Origin of the sequence: Streptomyces naganishii JCM 4654 (assembly GCF_014650575.1) — a bacterium.
In the GTDB taxonomy this organism is placed as follows: Bacteria; Actinomycetota; Actinomycetes; order Streptomycetales; family Streptomycetaceae; genus Streptomyces; species Streptomyces naganishii.
On the sequence record NZ_BMVF01000004.1, the window covers coordinates 220,410 to 237,499 of the forward strand.

General features: G+C 74.1%; 14 protein-coding genes and 1 pseudogene. 9 read left to right on the plus strand and 6 right to left on the minus strand.

The features are described 5' to 3' along the window. Positions 1–274 precede the first annotated feature (274 nt). Complete coding sequence (locus tag IE217_RS08960) at positions 275–1,183, plus strand: COG4705 family protein (RefSeq protein WP_190177204.1); 909 nt, start codon at positions 275–277, stop codon at positions 1,181–1,183. A 195-nt stretch (positions 1,184–1,378) separates the two neighbouring features. Here IE217_RS08960 and IE217_RS08965 read toward each other — a convergent pair whose 3' ends face one another. Next, complete coding sequence (locus IE217_RS08965; RefSeq protein ID WP_190177205.1) at positions 1,379–2,164, minus strand: polysaccharide deacetylase family protein; 786 nt, start codon at positions 2,162–2,164, stop codon at positions 1,379–1,381. Further along, positions 2,161–3,606 (minus strand): glycosyltransferase, encoded by a 1,446-nt coding sequence (locus IE217_RS08970; protein WP_190177206.1) that lies wholly within the window; start codon positions 3,604–3,606, stop codon positions 2,161–2,163. The genes IE217_RS08965 and IE217_RS08970 overlap by 4 nt, the downstream gene beginning before the upstream one ends. 141 nt (positions 3,607–3,747) lie before the next feature. On the opposite strand from IE217_RS08970, the gene IE217_RS08975 reads away from it, so the two are divergent. Both IE217_RS08975 and IE217_RS08980 read left to right on the plus strand, forming a co-directional pair. Continuing rightward, positions 3,748–4,158 (plus strand): BlaI/MecI/CopY family transcriptional regulator, encoded by a 411-nt coding sequence (locus IE217_RS08975; RefSeq protein ID WP_190177207.1) that lies wholly within the window; start codon positions 3,748–3,750, stop codon positions 4,156–4,158. 4 nt (positions 4,159–4,162) lie between these two features. Continuing rightward, on the plus strand, positions 4,163–5,179 hold the full coding sequence (locus IE217_RS08980) for a M56 family metallopeptidase (RefSeq protein ID WP_190177208.1): 1,017 nt from the start codon (positions 4,163–4,165) through the stop codon (positions 5,177–5,179). On the opposite strand, the gene IE217_RS08985 is transcribed toward IE217_RS08980, so the two are convergent. Next, entirely contained in the window at positions 5,176–5,409 is a 234-nt protein-coding gene (locus IE217_RS08985) for an ATP-binding protein (RefSeq protein ID WP_190177209.1), read from the minus strand. The two genes, IE217_RS08980 and IE217_RS08985, sit on opposite strands and share 4 nt — an antisense overlap. 60 nt (positions 5,410–5,469) lie before the next feature. Here IE217_RS08985 and IE217_RS08990 point away from each other — a divergent pair, with 60 nt between their 5' ends. After that, positions 5,470–5,907: a glutaredoxin domain-containing protein gene (locus tag IE217_RS08990; RefSeq protein ID WP_190177210.1), complete on the plus strand. Its 438-nt coding sequence runs from the start codon at positions 5,470–5,472 to the stop codon at positions 5,905–5,907. Between the two features lie 143 nt (positions 5,908–6,050). On the opposite strand, the gene IE217_RS08995 is transcribed toward IE217_RS08990, so the two are convergent. Next, positions 6,051–6,800 carry a TioE family transcriptional regulator gene (locus IE217_RS08995; RefSeq protein WP_190177211.1) on the minus strand — a complete coding sequence of 250 codons (750 nt, stop codon included), beginning with the start codon at positions 6,798–6,800 and terminating at the stop codon, positions 6,051–6,053. A gap of 69 nt (positions 6,801–6,869) precedes the next feature. Here IE217_RS08995 and IE217_RS09000 point away from each other — a divergent pair, with 69 nt between their 5' ends. Together IE217_RS09000 and IE217_RS09005 are read left to right on the plus strand one after the other, a co-directional pair. Continuing rightward, entirely contained in the window at positions 6,870–8,072 is a 1,203-nt protein-coding gene (locus IE217_RS09000) for an erythromycin esterase family protein (RefSeq protein ID WP_190177212.1), read from the plus strand. A 43-nt stretch (positions 8,073–8,115) separates the two neighbouring features. Continuing rightward, positions 8,116–8,586: an HIT family protein gene (locus tag IE217_RS09005; protein WP_190177213.1), complete on the plus strand. Its 471-nt coding sequence runs from the start codon at positions 8,116–8,118 to the stop codon at positions 8,584–8,586. A 6-nt stretch (positions 8,587–8,592) separates the two neighbouring features. Here IE217_RS09005 and IE217_RS09010 read toward each other — a convergent pair whose 3' ends face one another. Then, positions 8,593–9,303 (minus strand): FAD binding domain-containing protein, encoded by a 711-nt coding sequence (locus tag IE217_RS09010; RefSeq protein WP_190177424.1) that lies wholly within the window; start codon positions 9,301–9,303, stop codon positions 8,593–8,595. 161 nt (positions 9,304–9,464) lie between these two features. After that, positions 9,465–10,876, minus strand: a pseudogene (locus IE217_RS09015) (KGGVGR-motif variant AAA ATPase); the annotation flags it as partial. A gap of 167 nt (positions 10,877–11,043) precedes the next feature. Here IE217_RS09015 and IE217_RS09020 point away from each other — a divergent pair. From IE217_RS09020 to fxsT, 3 genes are all read left to right on the plus strand, one after another. Next, the gene (locus IE217_RS09020) at positions 11,044–11,787 is read left to right on the plus strand and encodes a TIR domain-containing protein (protein WP_190177214.1); all 744 of its coding nucleotides are present in this window, start codon (positions 11,044–11,046) and stop codon (positions 11,785–11,787) included. A gap of 133 nt (positions 11,788–11,920) precedes the next feature. After that, positions 11,921–13,222: a TIR-like protein FxsC gene (locus IE217_RS09025; protein ID WP_229865134.1), complete on the plus strand. Its 1,302-nt coding sequence runs from the start codon at positions 11,921–11,923 to the stop codon at positions 13,220–13,222. After that, positions 13,206–17,057, plus strand: coding sequence for an FxSxx-COOH system tetratricopeptide repeat protein (fxsT, locus tag IE217_RS09030; protein WP_190177215.1), 3,852 nt, complete (start codon positions 13,206–13,208; stop codon positions 17,055–17,057). The genes IE217_RS09025 and fxsT overlap by 17 nt, the downstream gene beginning before the upstream one ends. The last annotated feature ends 33 nt before the right edge of the window (positions 17,058–17,090 follow it).

Consider the following 17,090-nt stretch of genomic DNA (forward strand, 5'->3'; position numbering starts at 1 on the left):
CAGCCACAGCCCGGGGCCGGGTACGAGCAGGGCGGCGGCGCAGGCGAGGGCGACCGCGCGGCCGAGCCGGTGTCGCCGCCGGCTCGTCGCCCGCCCGGCCGACCCGACACGCGGTCCGACCTGCCGCGTAGTCCGTGTTCGGCATGGTTCACGACATTTGTGCCACGCTCGGGAATCTCGGCCACCGCCGCGGCCGACTCGTCCCGCAGGGCGCCCGTCCCACCTGTCTCCGGGGCGGCCGCCGTCGCGTCCGAACCGGACAGGAGAAGGTGACTTGGAGAAGTCGGAGGTCCTCACCGGTGTCGACGTGACGGGCACGTCGGGCACGGCCCGGTCCGTCGTGAAGAAGCTGCCCGAGGTCACACTCGCGTTCTGGATCATGAAGATCGCCGCGACGACCCTGGGCGAGACGGCGGGCGACCTCTTCGCGCAGACCCTGAGGCTGGGCTACTTCCTCACCACGATCGCGCTGTTCCTGGTCTTCGTGGTGACGCTGGCCGTGCAGCTGCGCTCCCGCCGCTACAACCCGTTCTTCTACTGGACCGTGATCCTGTCGACCAGCATGGCCGGCACCACGATGTCCGACTTCATGAACCGCGACGCCAGCGCGAAGTACCTGTCGGGCGGCGCGACTTCGCTGGGCTTCGGCCCTCAGGGCCTGGGGCTCGGCTATCCGGCCGGGGCAGCCGTCCTGGTCTCACTCCTCCTGGCGATCTTCCTCGTGTGGAAGGTGAGCGGGATGACGTTCCGGATCCGCGACATCGTGACGTTCCGGGGCGAGGCGCTGTTCTGGTCGGCGATCCTCGTGTCGAACACCCTGGGCACGTCCATGGGCGACTTCCTGTCCGACAGTTCCGGTCTCGGTTACGGCGGCGGCGCACTGCTCGTGACCGGCCTGCTGGCGGTCCTCGCCGCGCTGATGAAGGTGCCCGCGGTGCCGAACGTGCTGCTCTTCTGGATCGCGTTCGTGCTCACCCGCCCGCTCGGCGCCACCGCCGGGGACTTTCTGACCAAGCCGGTCGCCAAGGGCGGCCTGGATCTCGGCACCGCGGGCTCGTCCGCGGTCCTGCTCGCCGTGCTGTTCGGCCTGATGGCGTACGCGCAGGTGCGGGAGCGCCGGGCCGCCGGCCGTCCGGTGCGGGGTGAGCCGGCCCCGGTCACCCGGCGGGCAGGCCGGCCGTGAACCCGGCCCCCGGCGCGTGTCCGATGCCGTAGAACACCTCACCGCCGACGGCGCCGGCCAGGCGGCAGCAGGGGCCGTCCTCGTCGGACAGGCCGCGCCGCGGTACGTCGCGCAGGCGTGGTCGTCCTCGGCGATCCGGATTCTGGGCCGCATGCCACTGGTCCTCCGTCGGCCTTCCGCCGGGGTCGTCGGCGTCTACAGAACTGTGGACGAACGGCGCCCCGAACGCGTGCCCCGTCGACGGGCGTCGGGGCCGGCCCAGCCGTGGTCGCACAGCCGGCCGACCTCGAAGCCGCGCTCCGCGCAGGTGTCGAGGATGCGGGGCAGGGCGCCCAGGGCCGAGCGCCAGGCGCCCGGCGCCGAGGTGCAGTCGGAGTCGTGCAGGAGGACGGTACCCCCGCCGTCGAGGTCGCGGACGACGGTGCGGTGCACGGACTCGGGCGTGGCACGGGCCGTCCAGTCCTCGCCCCAGCACGTCCACAGGACGGGGGTGAGACCGAGGCGGCGGACGGCCAGGTGAGCGGCGGTCGACATGACGCCGTACGGCGGCCGGAACAGCGTGGGCTCCCGTCCGGTGATCGCGGCGACCGTGTCGCGGGCGCGGGAGAAGTCGTCGTAGGTGGCGCGGGGGCCGCGCAGGAGGAGCGGGCGGTGGAGCCGGCCGTGGATGCCGATCTCATGGCCTGCGGCGGCGATCTCGCGGACCAGGCCGGGTGAGCGGTGCGCCTGCCGGCCGAGCAGGAAGAAGGTGGCGCGCACCTCGCGCTCGGCGAGCAGGCGCAGGAAGTGCGGGGTGGAGCGGGGGTCGGGGCCGTCGTCGAAGGTCAGGGCGACGTGGTCCGGGCGGCCCCGGCCGGACAGGCGGGGCATGACGCGGTTGCGCAGCGGCCCGAAGGTGGACACGGCTGGGGCGGCGTGGGCGGCGGCGAGCACGGGCAGGGCGGCCAAGGCGGCGGTGCGCAGTGCGCGGGTGGTGTTCACGAGTGGTGGCCTTCCGGTCGGTGGCCGTGGTGTGGGGCGACGTCGTCCAGGTCGAGCCCGTGGCCTATGGCGTGCGCCAGGCCCAAGCCGTCGTACGTGGTCGCGATGCCCGTGCCGACGGCGCACGCCCAGGCGGCGCACGCCACCGCGACGGTGGCGGCCAGGCGAGGTGCGGGGCGCCGGCGGGCAGCGGGCCACCGGCCCGGCAGCCGCCCCGGCTGCGGGCTTGGCTGCCGGCCGGGTTGCGGGCTCGGCTGCCGGCCGGGCTGCGGGAGTCCGGCGCGGTGCACGCGTCCTATCTCGGCGGCCGGGCCCTCGTCCGGTGTCCCGGCGAACAGGCCGAGGCCGGTCTCGCGCAGGCGCGGCCCGAGCGGTCCCTCGATCAGATCGCGCAGGACGGTCTTGAGGTCGCCCGGATCGCGGATCCACACGGCCGCGCCGGCCTCGTCGAGGGCTGCGGCGTTGGTCAGCCCGTGGCCGGGTATGCAGCGGTAGCCGGCGACGGGCAGGCCGGACGCGAACGCCTCGAGGGAGGTGAGCCCGCCGGCGTTCTGGACGAGGACGTCGGCCGCGTGCATCAGGCCGGGCATGTCGTCCACCCAGCCGTACACGTGCTCGATGCCGTCGGCGCGCAGCCGCTCCGCCAGGGCCTCGTTGCGCCCGCAGACGACGACCGGCACGGCGGCGCCGCAGTCGCGCACCTCCCGGGCCACCTTGCGGACCGGCCCGACGCCCCAGGACCCGGCGACCAGCAGGGCGAGCGGACTGCGCGGCGGCAGCCCGAACCGGGCCCGCGCGCGGTCGCGTTCCGCCGCGTCGCAGGGCCGGAAACGCGGATCGGTGACCGGCCCGCGCACCCGTACGTCCCGCGCGCCGGCGGCGCGCGCCTGGGCGGCGGGCACGGCGTGGGCCGCGAGGTGGACGTCCACGCCGTCCGCCACCCACAGCGGGTGCACGGAGAAGTCCGTCAGATAGGTGAGGACCGGGGCGGCCAGCCGCCCGGAGCGGCGCAGATCGCCCAGGACGCGACTGGCCCCGGGGTAGGTGGAGACGACCGCGCCGGTGCCCGGGGCGAGGGCGCGCAGCACTCGGTCCTCGGCCGTGCGCAACAGCGCGCGTGCCGCGGGGCCGCCGCCCCCGGCGCGCTCGGTGCCGGCGTAGATGCGCTGGTAGGCCCAGGGCGCGCGGACGAGCATGCGGTGGTAGCCCTCCTGGACGGCGTGACCGAGGCCGGCGGGCAGCAGGTCCAGCAGGTCGTACCGGTCGACGGTGAAGCCGTCCGCGGTCAGCCGGCGGGCGAGTTCGGCGGCGGCGCCGTCGTGCCCGGCGCCGACGCTCGCGGAGACGATGGCGATCCGGCGGCCCGCGGCGGCCTCGCCCCGGGGGCGCGGTACGCCGTCCGCGAGGGCGGGCGCGGGCAGGGTGCGTCCGGCGTGGGGCATGGCTGGTCCTCCGGCCGTCGGGAGAGCTGGCGGCTCTACGACATGTAGTAGTTCACCTGTCGAAGCCCGGAGCATACCTCCTACAACTCGTAGGAGGTCACCGGGTAGCCTGTCGGCATCACAGGCGAGGAAGGGCGGACGGTGAGCGACCCGAACAACCCGGAGAATCCGGGCCGGCGTGCGCGCGGTGAACTGGAGAGCGACGTACTGGCGACGCTGTGGGCGGCCGACGGCCCGCTGACCGCCCGCCAGGTCATGGAGCGGCTGCCTGGCGATCTGGCGTACACCACCGTGCTGACGATCCTGTCCCGCCTGTACGACAAGGGCATGCTCGTCCGGCACCGGGAGGGCCGCGGGTTCGCCTACGCCCCCGTCCGTGACGAGGCCTCGCACACGGCCCGGCGGATGCGCTCGCTGCTGGAGGAGGGGTCCGACCGCGAGGCGGTGCTGACCCGTTTCGTGTCCGAACTCTCCGCGCAGGACGAGCAGTTGCTGCACCAGCTCCTGGCCGCGCACGAGGCGCGGGGCGAGGGCCCGGACGGGAAGCGGTGAGCCGGTGCTGATCAGCGTCTACGTCCCGTTCGCCGTCACGGCCCTCCTCACCCTGCTCGCCCCGCGCCTGGCCCGAGGCCTCAGTCCGCGCCCCGCCGCCTGGGCCCTGGCCTGCGCCGCGCTCGTCACGGCGGTCGGCTGGACCGGCTCCCTCGCCCTGCTGGCCTTCACAGGCGTCGCGCAGATCCCCCAAGTCGCCGCCGAGGGCCACTGGTCGGCGAGCGCGCTGCGCGCCGAGGACCCGGTGTACCTCGTCGTCGCCGCCGTCAGCGCCCTCGTCCTGACGGCGAGCGTCGCGTCCCTGGGCGTGGCCGCCGTCCGCCAGGTCCGCCTGGTCGTGCGAGCCCGGCGGGAGTGCGCCGCGCTGCCCGGCGACACGGAACTGGCCGTGCTCGACGACGACACCCCGGTGGCCTTCGCCCTGCCCGGCTCACCCGGCCGGATCGTGGTGTCCCAGGGGATGCTGCGCCGCCTGACCGACGAGGAACGCGCGGCCCTGCTGGCCCACGAACGGGCCCACCTGCGCGGCAGGCACCACCTCTTCCTCGCCCTGTGGCGGCTCGCGGCCGCCGCCAACCCGCTGCTGCGGCCCCTGGCCGGCACCGGCGCCTTCGTCCTGGAGCGCTGGGCCGACGAGGAGGCCGCCACGAGGGTCGGCGACCGGCCGGTGGTCGCCCACGCGGTCGGCCGGGCCGCCCTCGCCTCCACCGGCGCCGCCCGCCCCGCGCTCGCCGCGACCGGCGGCGAGGTCCCCCAGCGGGTACGGGCGCTGCTCGCGCCGCCGCCCGCCCGCAGGAGGATGCCCTTCCTGGTCGGCGCCCTGCTGCTGACCATGTGCTGCACCAGCCTGGCCAACGCGGCCTCCGACAGCGACCGCATGGTCGACACCGCGGAGCGCGCGCGGTGCGCCGAGCTGTTGATCAGCGCGAGCACGCCTCCTGTCGGCGATCACCGGCACGGCCCCGGCTTCTGCCGCTGTCCGCACCACAGGGGTGAGCGCGAGAGCGTGGCATACCGCTAGAGCCGCGCTCGGCCGCCGGCCGGCGCCCGGGCCTCGCAGCCGGCCTCCCGGACCGGGACCAGCGGGGTGAAGGTGGCCGGAGCCCTGCTGCTCACGGAGAGCCTTCCGCCCGGCGACAGGGCCGGCTCGTAGGCGAGGGCGAGTCCGATGCCCGTGCCGTCGCCGGTGCCGCAGCGCCCTCGGTCGAACAGCACGGGCCGCCCGCCCTCCATGGTTCGCCTGTCGGTCAACGTCCCTCCCGGCCCGGCGCGTTCGCGGTGTGCGCCCGGTCGTCGTTAGCCTGCGGTGTCATGAAGCGTGTCTGGGTGCTGCCGATCCTGTTCGTGCTGTGCGGCGTGGGCGCCGCCACCGCACTGGCCCTGCGGGGAGACGCGGGCACGGCCGCCGTGCTGCTGCCGCTGTTCGTGCTGTTCGCGGCGGTCAACTCGCCTGTGATCTTCCCGAGGTCGGTCAGCACCCAGGAGGCGGAGCGCCGCAGCGCGTTCGACGGCCGGCCGGTGGTCTTCTGGCGGCCGGGCTGCGCCTACTGTCTGCGGCTGCGCCTGCGGCTGGGCGTCAACGCCCGTCGGCTGCACTGGGTCGACATCTGGCGCGACGCGGCCGGAGCGGCACTGGTGAGGGAGGCCAACGACGGCAACGAGACCGTGCCGACCGTCTTCGTGGCGGGGCGACCGCACACCAACCCCGACCCCGCGTGGGTGCGCGAGCAGTTGTCCCGCTCGGAGTGAACGGCGGCCGGGGCAGGTTCAGATGACGTTCAGCCGGTGACCTGGACCGCCGACCGGCGCCACCGCGATCACTGCCGCTCCGACGCCTGGGACCCCTACCGGCACGCCCGACTCGGAGGCAGGGTCGTCCGGTAGCCGGTGTCTCAGTCGCGCTCGCGGAGGTACGCCTCCAACTCGGCGGCCCCGTGCAGCATGGCGCGGCCGCGGCCGGACAGCCGGGCGTGCCAGTCGCCCAGCGCGGCCTGCAGCGGCTCGAGCCCGCCGGCCGACCGCACCTGGGTGATCAGCGGGGCGATCCGGGCCAGGGGGTAGCCGCCCCGCCTGAGCTGGTGAACCAGCCGGGCGTCCCGTACGTCGGCCGCGTCGTAGACGCGGTATCCGGTCAGCCGGTCGCGACGCGGGCGTACCAGACCCGCGCGTTCCCACTTGCGCAGCGTCGCCGGCCGGATGCCGAGCCTCTCGGCCAGCGGACCGATGAACGTGCCGCCGGGACCGGCGGCCACGGGCGGTGCCGGCTCCACGCCGGATTCGGGTGCCGCGGTGGATTCCAGGTCACGCAGGGCGTTCTTCACGGCCGTCAGGGTCGCCCGGTCCTCCAGAAGCTGGGCGTGGCCCTCGTCGATGAGGCGGAACGCGTCATCGACGGCTCCCTGGTTCACGGCCCGCATGATCGACGCCGCCCGCCGGTGGCCATGGCCGGGCACCAGGGCGAGGAACGCACGCAGGGCGGCCGCGTGGAGCGAGGTGTAGGTGCGGTAGCCGTGGGGTGTGCGGCCGGCGGGCGGGAGGATGCCGTCCTCCTCGTAGTTCCTGACCGCCTGCGTCGACAGACCGTGCCCGCGTGCCAGGTCGACGGGCCTGAGCCGAGCGGAGCTTTGAGGGTTTCGCCGCATGACGGGCACCCTATCGCGGAGGATTCTCGGGAAAGTTTCAACCGAGGGTTCAACGATAGCGTTGAAGGCATGGCTACTGGCATCAAGGACATCGCCCGGCCCTTCGAGGCGGCCGCCGTCATGGAGCTGTTCCCGGCCCGGCCGCGGGTGCTGGCGCTGGGTGAGCCCACCCACGGCGAGGAAGCACTCCTCGGCCTGCGCAACGAGCTGTTCCGTCAGCTCGCCGAGCAGGAGGGACCCCGGACGATCGCGATCGAGAGCGACTGCGTGAAAGGCCTCGTCGTCGACGAGTACGTCACGTCGGGCACGGGCACCCTCGACGAGGTCATGGAGCGCGGATTCAGCCACGGCTGGGGTGCCTGCGCGGGCAACCGCGAGCTCGTGCGCTGGATGCGCGCCCACAACGAAGGCCGGCCCTCAGCGGATCAGCTCCGCTTCGCCGGTGTCGACGGCCCGCTGGAGATCACCGGCGCCGCCGCTCCCCGGCAGGCCCTCACCGCGCTCCACGGATACCTCACGGCGCGGGTGGACGCGGACCTTCTGCCGTGCACCGCCGAAACGCTCGATCATCTGCTCGGCGCCGACGACCGGTGGACCAGTCCGGCCGCGATGACGGACCCGGCCCGGTCCGTGGGGCAGTCGGCCGAGGCCGCCCGGTTGCGGTTGCTGGCGGACGATCTGGTGGCGCTGCTCGAGGCGCAGACGCCGCATCTCCTGGCGCAGACCTCGCGGGGGGAGGTGGAGCGGGCGCGCCTGTACGGGCGTACCGCGATCGGTCTGCTGCGCTACCACCACTGCATGGCCGACACCTCACCCGCCCGCATGACCCGGCTGTGCCAGCTTCGGGACCTGATGATGGCGCGCAACCTGCTCGCCCTGGCCGAACGCGGACCCGTACTCGTCCACGCCCACAACTCCCACCTCCAGCGCACCCGGAGCACGATGCGGACGTGGCAGGGACCGGTCCACTGGTGGAGCGCAGGCGCGATCGCCGACGCCCGGCTCGGCCGCGATTACGCGTTCCTGGCCACCGCCCTCGGCACGCTCCCCCACCGCGCAGTGGACACCCCGCCCCCGGACACCCTCGAAGGACTCCTGTACGCCCTGCCCGGATCCCCCTGCCTCATCGACGCGCGGCGACTGGCCACGACCCTCGGCGCCTCCCTGCCCGCCCCCCGCGCCACCCCCTGGTTCGGCTACGCCCCACTCGACCCCGCCCAACTCGTCGACACGGACGGGATCGTGTTCGTGAGGGACGTCCTGGAGACCTGAAGCCCTCTTCGGACCCAACCGCGCCTGTGAGTAGGCTCGGTTCGTGATCGACAACTGGAGGACGGATCGGGTCGGTGCTGCTCTGCGGAGGGAGAATCCGACCGTGCTGCGGCGGCTGGAGTCCGGATTCGCGGTGATCGGGGATGTGCAGTTCCTGCCCGGCTATTCGGTGCTGCTCGTGGACGAACCCGGTGTGCAGCGGCTGTCCGAGCTGCCGAGGGCCAAGCGGCTGGCGTTCCTCGCCGACATGGACCGGCTCGGAGAGGCGGTGGAGCGGGCCTGCCGGAAGCTGGACCCGGGGTTCCGGCGGGTCAACCTGGAGATCCTGGGCAACACCGACCCGATCCTGCACGCCCATGTGTGGCCGCGGTTCGCGTGGGAGCCCGCCGAACTGGTGGGCAGGCCCGTCTGGTTGTACCCGTCCGACCGGTGGAGTGACGAGCGGTACGGGCTCGGGCCGCACCACGGTGAGGTGCGGGAAGCCATCGGCGAGGAGCTGGATCGGTTGTGCTGAGGGCTTTCAGGGGGTCGGGCGGGAACGCAGCAGGTTCGTGACCTGGGTGTGGACCACGTGCCAGGCCTCGGCCGGCAGTTGGGCGAAGGCCGTGGCTCGCAGGGTGGCCAGGGTCTGCTCGGGGCCGTTGGTGTACGCGGTGTCGGCGCTGAGGGTCTCGTAGCCGTCGCGGACCGCGACGCGCAGACGGTCGTCGTCGTGGACAGCCGAGGTGACGACCAGCGGCGGTGGACCGCCCGCCACCGCGTCCAGTTTCCGGTACGCGCAGGCGATGGGCTCGCGCCAGCTCAGGCTCAGCAGGACGGGGCGTTTGGCCACCACCTCGGCCAGGTCGGTCTCGCGGACGCCCTCGGGTTCCAGCACGGTCGCCCGGGCGTCCAGGACGAGCGCCGGGGGCAGCAGACAGCGCAGCGCGCTGCCCACCAGGTTGCCGCCGACCGTCGCCGTCCGCCGCACGGCGCCGGTGCCCACCGTGCCTGCCGCCAGGCGCAGCACGTCCGGGACCCGGTCGTCCATCCGCCGCAGGACCACGGCGCCGCCCACCGTCCGCCGCCCCACCGCATTGGCCTCCGGTACGTCCCGCAGGGACATGGCCAGTTCCGGGAAGCCGTCCCGCTGCCAGGTGGCCCACACGAGGGTCGCGCCGCCGACCGGCACCGCCCCCTCGGCCAGACACTCGCGCGCTTCGGACACCGATGTGGGCAGACGCAACAGCACGGCCACCGACCTGCCTTCCCTCAGGGACCGGGTGGAGCGGCGGACGATGGTCTCGGGCCACCGGCCGCCGGTGAGGCAGTCTTCTCGTCCGGCCGGGGGCGCGTACAGGGCTCACACGAGCACCGCCCGCGCCTCGGTCGACGGCCCTGCGCGGGCTACGACCGGCTCAGGGCGCGCAGCAGCACCCGCGCGGCGGCCTCCTCGTCCAGCCCGACCAGGTTCACGGCACTCCGCAACGGCAGCGGCGCCGGCGTGCCGAGTCACCGACCACCACCGGCAGCACGGGTGCCCGCGAAGTCCCCCCGGCGTCACGGGACGCGGCGGACGTCCATGCCTCCCACCGCGCGCGTCCCGCCGTGGAGCCGACGTAGGAGGGGGACAGCAGCACGACGGTGCGGTGGTACCCGCCGTCACCCGCCCCGTCGGACACCTCCCCGGCCACCTCGTCCGCCGTCTCGCCGGCCTCCGCCTCCCCCGGCTGCCGCAGCAGCACCTGGTACCCCTCCGAGGTGAGCAGGACGAGCGCCCACTGCGCCCATGACTCGTCCTGCGGCGCGTGGTCGACGTACACCACCGGCCGTGGCACGCGGGGCCGGCGGCGCGTGAAGGCGTCCCGGTAGCGCAGCCGGATCTCCTCCTCGATCGGCGGCAGCGCCGTGACCTCCCCCTCGGTGATCAGCGCGGTGAGGCGTTCGAAGGCGCTCAGCAGGGAGGCGGGCGTCCCGGCCTGGTCGCCGAAGACCGCGAGGGTCTCCTCGTAGGCGTAGTACGGCCGGTAGGGGATCTCCACGGAGGCCCAGTAGGCGTCCGCGCAGGACGCCGGGACGTCCGGCAGGCCGTCGAACCTCATCCGTGCCAGCGCGCGCCCCGCGTCCGCCCGCTCCCTCTCGCCCTCGTCGATGCGCATGGGGACGGGCAGGATACGGATGCCGCGGTCGCCGTAGCGCTCCCTGATCTCGCGGGCGACGGCCGCGGCGCCGTCGATGCTCTGGTCGCTGAAGGTGAAGCAGTCCACCAGCACGTCGGGCAGGTGGGCGGTGCAGATGTCGGCGGTGTCGCTGAGGCCGGTGCGGCTGTCGAGGAGAACGTAGTCGTAGTGCCGTCTCATGTCGGCGCGCATGGCGTCCAGGAACTGGCCGCCGCCCAGGCGCTCGTAGAAGTTGTCCCAGTCGAAGGCGGTGACCTGGGCGGAATAGCTGCTGCTGCGCCGGCCGGCCGAGACGAGGTCGAGACTGCCGCCGTCCGGGAAGTCCCACTCGACGGAGACGGCGTGGGGCCGGATCCGCGCGTAGGGCAGGTGCCAGGGGCCCGTGTGGGGCCGTCCGTCGGTGACCGCCCAGACGTAGTCGCCCATCATGTCGATGACACCGGTGGTGGCGTCGAGCACGGCCCGGTCGAAGAAGGGGTGGAAGAAGCGGTGCAGTCCGGGGGCCTCGAGGTCCCAGTCCATGGCCAGGACCCGCTTGCCGTTGGCGGCGAGGATCCAGCAGACGTTGGCCAGGGCCATCGTGCGGCCCGTACCGCCCTTGTACGAGTAGAACGTGACGATGCGTCCGTCACGGCCTTCGGTCATCGCCGCTCCCCACCACGCCTTGCCGTCACTCGTGTCGCCGCGCGAGAGCCGCGGGCCCCCAAGGGCGTCCAGGGTAGCCGCCGGGGCGGGTGATTGCCCCGTTCCAGGGGCAGTTGATCCCTGTGGGGACTATCCTCACGGCGGATCACGGACCTTGGGGGCGCATCGTGAAGATTTTCCTGAGCTGGTCCGGGCCCGCGTCCCAGAAGTGCGCCGAGTTGCTCGCCTCGTGGCTGCCCTACTTCAGCGACGAGATCGAGCCGTTCGTGTCCTCGGAGAGCATCAGGAAGGGCGCGCGCGGCCTGACCGAACTCAAGGAGCAGCTCGACCAGAGCTCTTTCGGGATCGCCTGCATCACGCGGGCGAACATCGACGCGCCGTGGATCACCTTCGAGTCGGGCGCGCTGTCGAAGGAGGTGGACGAACACCGCGGCCTGGTCGTGCCGTTCCTGCTGGAGGGGACCCACAAGGACCTGGAGCTGGCGAACAGTCCGCTGCGCCAGTTCTCGTCGACACAGGCCGACGACCCGGCGGACGTGCTGAAGATGGTCAAGGCCATCAGCGCGGTCCTGCGCGAGTCCGCCAACCGCCCGCCCGACGACATCCGGGTGAAGAACCTGTTCGACATGGTGTGGCCCATGCTCCGCGACGGGCTGGCCGCCATCGACCTCACCGCGGACCGCGCCGAACAGGACCCGCCGCGGCGGTCGCCGGAGGAGATGCTGGAGGAGCTCACCCTGCTGGTGCACGAGCAGATCAGCCGGATCACCGACCTGGAGCGGGCGGTGACCTCGCTGCGCGGCGACCACACCGAACAGCCGAGGAAGCGCCCCCGCTTCACCAATGTGTACGACGACTCGATGCGTCTGAACCCGCTCCCCGGCGAGGGGAGCGCGAGCGACCCGGGGTGAGCCCGGCGCACGTGACGGCTTCAAGGAGCTGACGATCACGGCCCATCCGGAGGATGATGAGCGCGTCGACATGCCGGCGCCGGCCGCGTTCGCGCGGAGGCGGTGACGGCGGGGGCCGTGGGGAGGACTGCGCGTGAGCCGGGATGCGGACGTGACGGACGCGCGCGGACGGCCGTACTTCTTCCTGAGCTACGCCCACACACCGTCGTACAGCCCCGGCATGGACCCCGACTTGTGGGTGCACCGGCTGTTCCAGGACCTCAGCGACCACGTCATGGCGATGACGGACCATCCGGCGGGCCACCCGGTGGGTTTCATGGCCCGTCAGATGCGCCTGGGCGAGAGCTGGAGCGAACGCCTCGCGGTGGCGCTCGCCAACTGCCGTGTCTTCGTGCCGCTCTACTCGCCGCGCTACTTCCGCAGCGACATGTGCGGCAAGGAGTGGTACGCCTTCTCCCGGCGCGTCACCCGGCCGCTGATGCGTCAGGCCACCGCCGCGGCGATCGTGCCGGCCCTCTGGGTGCCGGTGCGCCACGAGGACCTTCCCCCCGCCGCGCGGGACGTGTACGCCGACCACCGCGCCTTCGGCGAGGACTACGCCACCGAGGGCCTGTACGGCCTGATGAAGCTGAGATATCTGCGCGACGAGTACGAGCGGGCCGTCTACCAGCTGGCCAAGGCCATCGTGACCACGGCGGAGCGGCGCCCCTCCCCCGCCGGCCGCCCGCTGGACATCGACGAGGTGCCCAGCGCCTTCGAACCGCGGACCGGCTCACGCCGGCTGCGCATCGTCGTCGCCGCCCTGAGCACCCGGCACCGGCTGCCGCCCGGCCGCTCGGCGGACTGCTACGGGCCGTCGTCCGTGGACTGGAACCCGTACCGGGCCGGCGTCTGGGGCGGTGACCACCGGCCGCTCGCCGAGGTCGCCGCCGAGGAGGTGCGGCGGCTCGACTACCTGCCGACGATCGAGCCGCTCGGCGAGGCCGCCGCCGAGCCGCTGACCGGCGAACAGCCGGACGGCCCCGCGGTGGTGCTGCTCGACCGCTGGGCCCTGGCCGACGCGGAACAGCGGCAGCTGCTGGCCCGCATGGACCTCGCCGCCCGGCCCTGGGTCAGTGTGATCGTGCCGTGGGACCGCTCCGACCCGGACGACCCGGCCTCGGGCGACGAGCTTCAGCAGACACTGGAGAAGACCCTCGCCCGCACCCTTCAGCGCGGCCGCAGCGTGTCCCGCGTGGCCACCAGCGGGGTGCCCTCGCCGGACGCGTTCGCGGACGTGCTGCCGACGCTGATCCAGTGGGCGGCGGCGCAGTTCGTGCGGTACGCGCCCGTGCATCCGCCGGAGGGCCCGGCCGTGGCCCGGCCGAGGCTGCGCGGGCCCCTGCCGGGCATGCCGGGGCCAGTGGAGGAGGCGGCCGATGACCGCCGGCCGTGACGGGCAGATCATCACCTTCTACTCCCAGAAGGGCGGCACCGGGCGGACCATGGCGGTGGCGAACATCGCCTGGATCCTGGCCTCCAACGGCTACCGCGTCCTGGCCTCGGACTGGGACTTCGAGGCGCCCGGACTGCACCGCTACTTCCACCCCTTTCTCGGCGCGGCGACCTCCGGCGCCACCACCGGCGTGCTGAACCTGTTCGCCGACTACGTGGCGGACTGGCGCACCAGCACCGACTCACCGGCCGACCTGCGACAGCGGCACGCCCGGGTGCGCCGGCACGCCGTCTCGGTCGAGTGGACCTTCCCCGGCGGCGGCACCCTGGACTACATGCCGGCCGGGCGGCAGGACCAGGAGTACGCGACCCATCTGATGGACTTCAGCTGGCGGGAGTTCACCACCGACCTGATGGACGGGGCCCGCTTCCTGGACGCGCTGCGCCACGACATGAAGAACCGCTACGACTACACCCTCATCGACAGCCGCTGCGGGGTGAGCCATCTGGTCGGGCTGTGCACCATCGACCTGCCGGACGTGCTGGTCAACTGCTTCACCCTGAGCTCGCAGAGCATCGAGGGCGCCGCGGCGGTGGCCCGCTCCATCGCGCAGGACGTCCAGCCGCGCACCCTGCGCATGCTGCCGGTGGCGATGCGGGTCGCCGCCGGCCAGGACGCCCGGCTCGCCGCCGCGCGGGAACTCGTGCGCGCCTCCTTCCCGGACCTGCCCGACGGCTACTGGGCGGGCATGGAGGTGCCCCACCAGCCCGCGTACGCCTACGAGGAGACGCTGGCCACGTTCGGCGACCGGCCGGAGCGGCCCGGCAGTCTGCTGGCCGCGTTCGAGCGGCTGGCGGACCGGATCACCGAAGGGCGCGTACGGCGTTTCCCGTCCCTGGACGAGGACTTGCGCCGGCGGCATCTCGCCTCCTACGCCCGGCCGATGTCGCCCGCCGCGATCCCGCTGCGGCTGTGGTACGCGCCCCAGGACCGGATGTGGGCCGAGTGGACCACCTCGCTGCTCACCCGCTCCGGCTTCGAGGTGCTGGCGCCCGGCGCCGGGGCGGAGCCGGCCGCGGCGGGCCGTGTCCCGCGCACGGTGGCCCTGCTGTCCTCGTCCTTCCTGCGCTCGCCGCAGTCGCGCACGCTGTGGGAGAGCGTCGGTGAGACCGCGCCCGGCGCGCCGCGCGCGCTGATCGTCCTGAGAGTCGAACCGGTCAATCCCACCGCGCGGTTCAGCGAGCACGACCCGGTCGACCTGACGGGGCTCGACGAGCCGCGGAGCGCCACGGCCGTCCTGCGTGCCGTCGGACTGACCGGCGAGGCGACCACGCGGGCGCTGGAGGCGGCGCGGCCCCGGTTCCCGGGACGGACGCCGGCCGTCTGGGACGCCCCTCCGCGCAACCCGTTCTTCGTGGGCCGCGACCGGCTGCTCGACCAGGTGCACGCCACCCTCGACGTCAGCCGCCACCGCGCCGCGGTCCTGCCCGCCGGCGGCCAGGGCGCCGTGGGCCGCACCCAGCTCGCGGTGGAGTACGCCCACCGCTTCCAGGCCGCCTACGACCTGGTGTGGTGGGTCCGCGCCGAGAGCCGGGAGTCGGTGCTGCTGTCACTGGCGCGGCTGGCGCGGCGGCTCGGGCTGCGCGACTCCGGCGGCGTGCCGGACGCGGCGCGCCGCGCCCTCGACGCCCTCGAACCGCCGGACGACGGCGAGGGGTTCGGCCGCTGGCTGCTGGTCTACGACAACGCGGGCCGCCCCGGCGAACTGACCGGGCTGCTGCCCTCCGGCAGGCGCGGGCATCTGCTGGTGTCGTCACGGGACCGGGCCTGGCGCGCGGTGATGGACGCCGTGGAGGTCGACGCCTTCCCACGTGAGCAGAGCATCGAGCTGCTGCGCAGACGGGTGCCGGCCCTGGCCGTCGGCGACGCCGACCGGATCGCGGCGGCGGCCCGCGACAACCCGCTGGCGGTCGCGCAGGCCGCCTGTTGGCTCACGCAGAATGCCTCGCCGGACCAGTTCTTACGGCAACTCAGCGAGCAGGCACAGGACTTGACGGATCAGGACGACCCGGTCGGCGCCTGCACCGCGACGGCGCTGGCCGCGCTCGGCAAACGCGCCCCGGCGGCCCTGCGGTTGCTGGCGGTGTGCAGCCATCTCGCGCCCGCGCCGGTGCCGTTGGAACTGGTGCAGTCCGACACCGCGCTGCACGTCCTGCGCCCCTTCGACGGCACGCTGCACGAGCCCATGCTGCTGGGTCCCGTGGTGCAGGAGCTGAGCCGGCTGGGTCTCGCGGAGGTCGACCAGGTGGGGCAGACGCTGCGGATCCACCGCGTGGTGCAGCGACTGGTCCTGACCCTGCTGCCCGCCGCCGTCACGGAGGCGGCCCGCCACGAGGCGCACAGGCTGCTGAGCGCGGCGGCACCGCGCCGCGACGGCTCCGGCGCGGACGGCCACGCCTTCGAGATGCTGTGGCCGCATCTCGATCACGCCGGGGCCGACGGGTGCGAGGACGCCGGGACCCGGGCCGTGCTCCTGGAGCGGCTGCGCCGCACCGCGCAGTGCGGAATGCCGGAGCAGGCCCTCGAACTGGGGCGACGCCTCGACGAACGCTGGTGCCGGACGGACGGCGCGTCCCCCTCCCACCAGGTGTTCCTGCTGCGCGGTCACCAGGCGGCGGCGCTGCGGGCGCTGGGCCGCCATGCCGAGGCCCGCGCACTCGACGCGGACACCCTGCGGCAGCAGCGGGAACTCCTGCCGCCGGGGCACGCGCACACCCTGATGACCGCCGCCGGCCTGGCGGAGGACCTGCGGGCGCTGGGCAGGTTCGACGAGGCCCTGGGACTCGCGCGGGAGGTGTCGGCCGGGCTGCGGGAGGCGTTCGGTGAGGAGCACCCGCGGACGCTGGCCGCCGCGCAGGAACTGGCCCATTGCCTGCGCCTGACGGGCGACTACGAGGCCGCCGGGGAACGCAGCCTCGCGGCCTGGCAGCGGCGGCGCGACGTGCTCGGGCCGGGCCACCCCTCGACCCTGGCGTCGGCGCTCGGCCACGCCCGTGACCTGCGCGAGGCGGGCGACTACGCCGGCTCGGTGCCGGTACTGCGCTCCGCCCTCGACGAACTGCGCACCCAGGGCGCGCCCGCCGCGCTGCACGCGGCCGTCAGCCTGTCGGTCTCCTTGCGCCGGCTGGGCGAGCGGGAGGACGCCGGCGCGCTGGCCTCGGCCGCCGAGGGGGACTACGGCGGCGCGGTGCCCGAGGACGACCCCGGCCGCCTGGCCGGAGCCGTCAACCTCGCCATGCTGAGGGCCGTCGAGGGCGCATCGCAGGACGCGAGCACCGCCCTGACGGCTCTGCGGGAGCGCTTCGGACGGGAGCGCGGCGCCGACCACCCGGACACGGCCGTCTGCGACCACGACATCGCGGTCTGCCTGCGCATGGCGAACGAGCGGGAGGCGGCGCTGGAGGCGTCCGTCCGCGCGGTACACGCGCTGGGCAAGCGCCTGGGCGACGCGCACCCGTACACGCTGTGCGGCACCGTCACCCTGGCCAACGTCCTGAGCGACCTCGAGCGCTTCGAGGAGGCCGAGCGGACGGCCCGGGCCTGCGCCTCCGCGCTGCGCGGCCGCCTGGGCGCGGCCCACCCCGACACCGCGATCGCGGAGCTCGGCCTGGCCGTCACGCTGCGCGCACTGGGGCGTACGGCGGAGGCCGCACGGCTGCGGGAGAGCGCGGCGGCGGTGCTCGGCCGGCGCCTGGGCGGCGGCCACGTCTGGACGACGGCGGCCAGGGACTGGCGGCGCGTGGACCGGGATCTCGAACCGCTGCTGCCCGTGTGACCTCGCGGGTTGTGCGGCTCCGCCTCGCGGGTT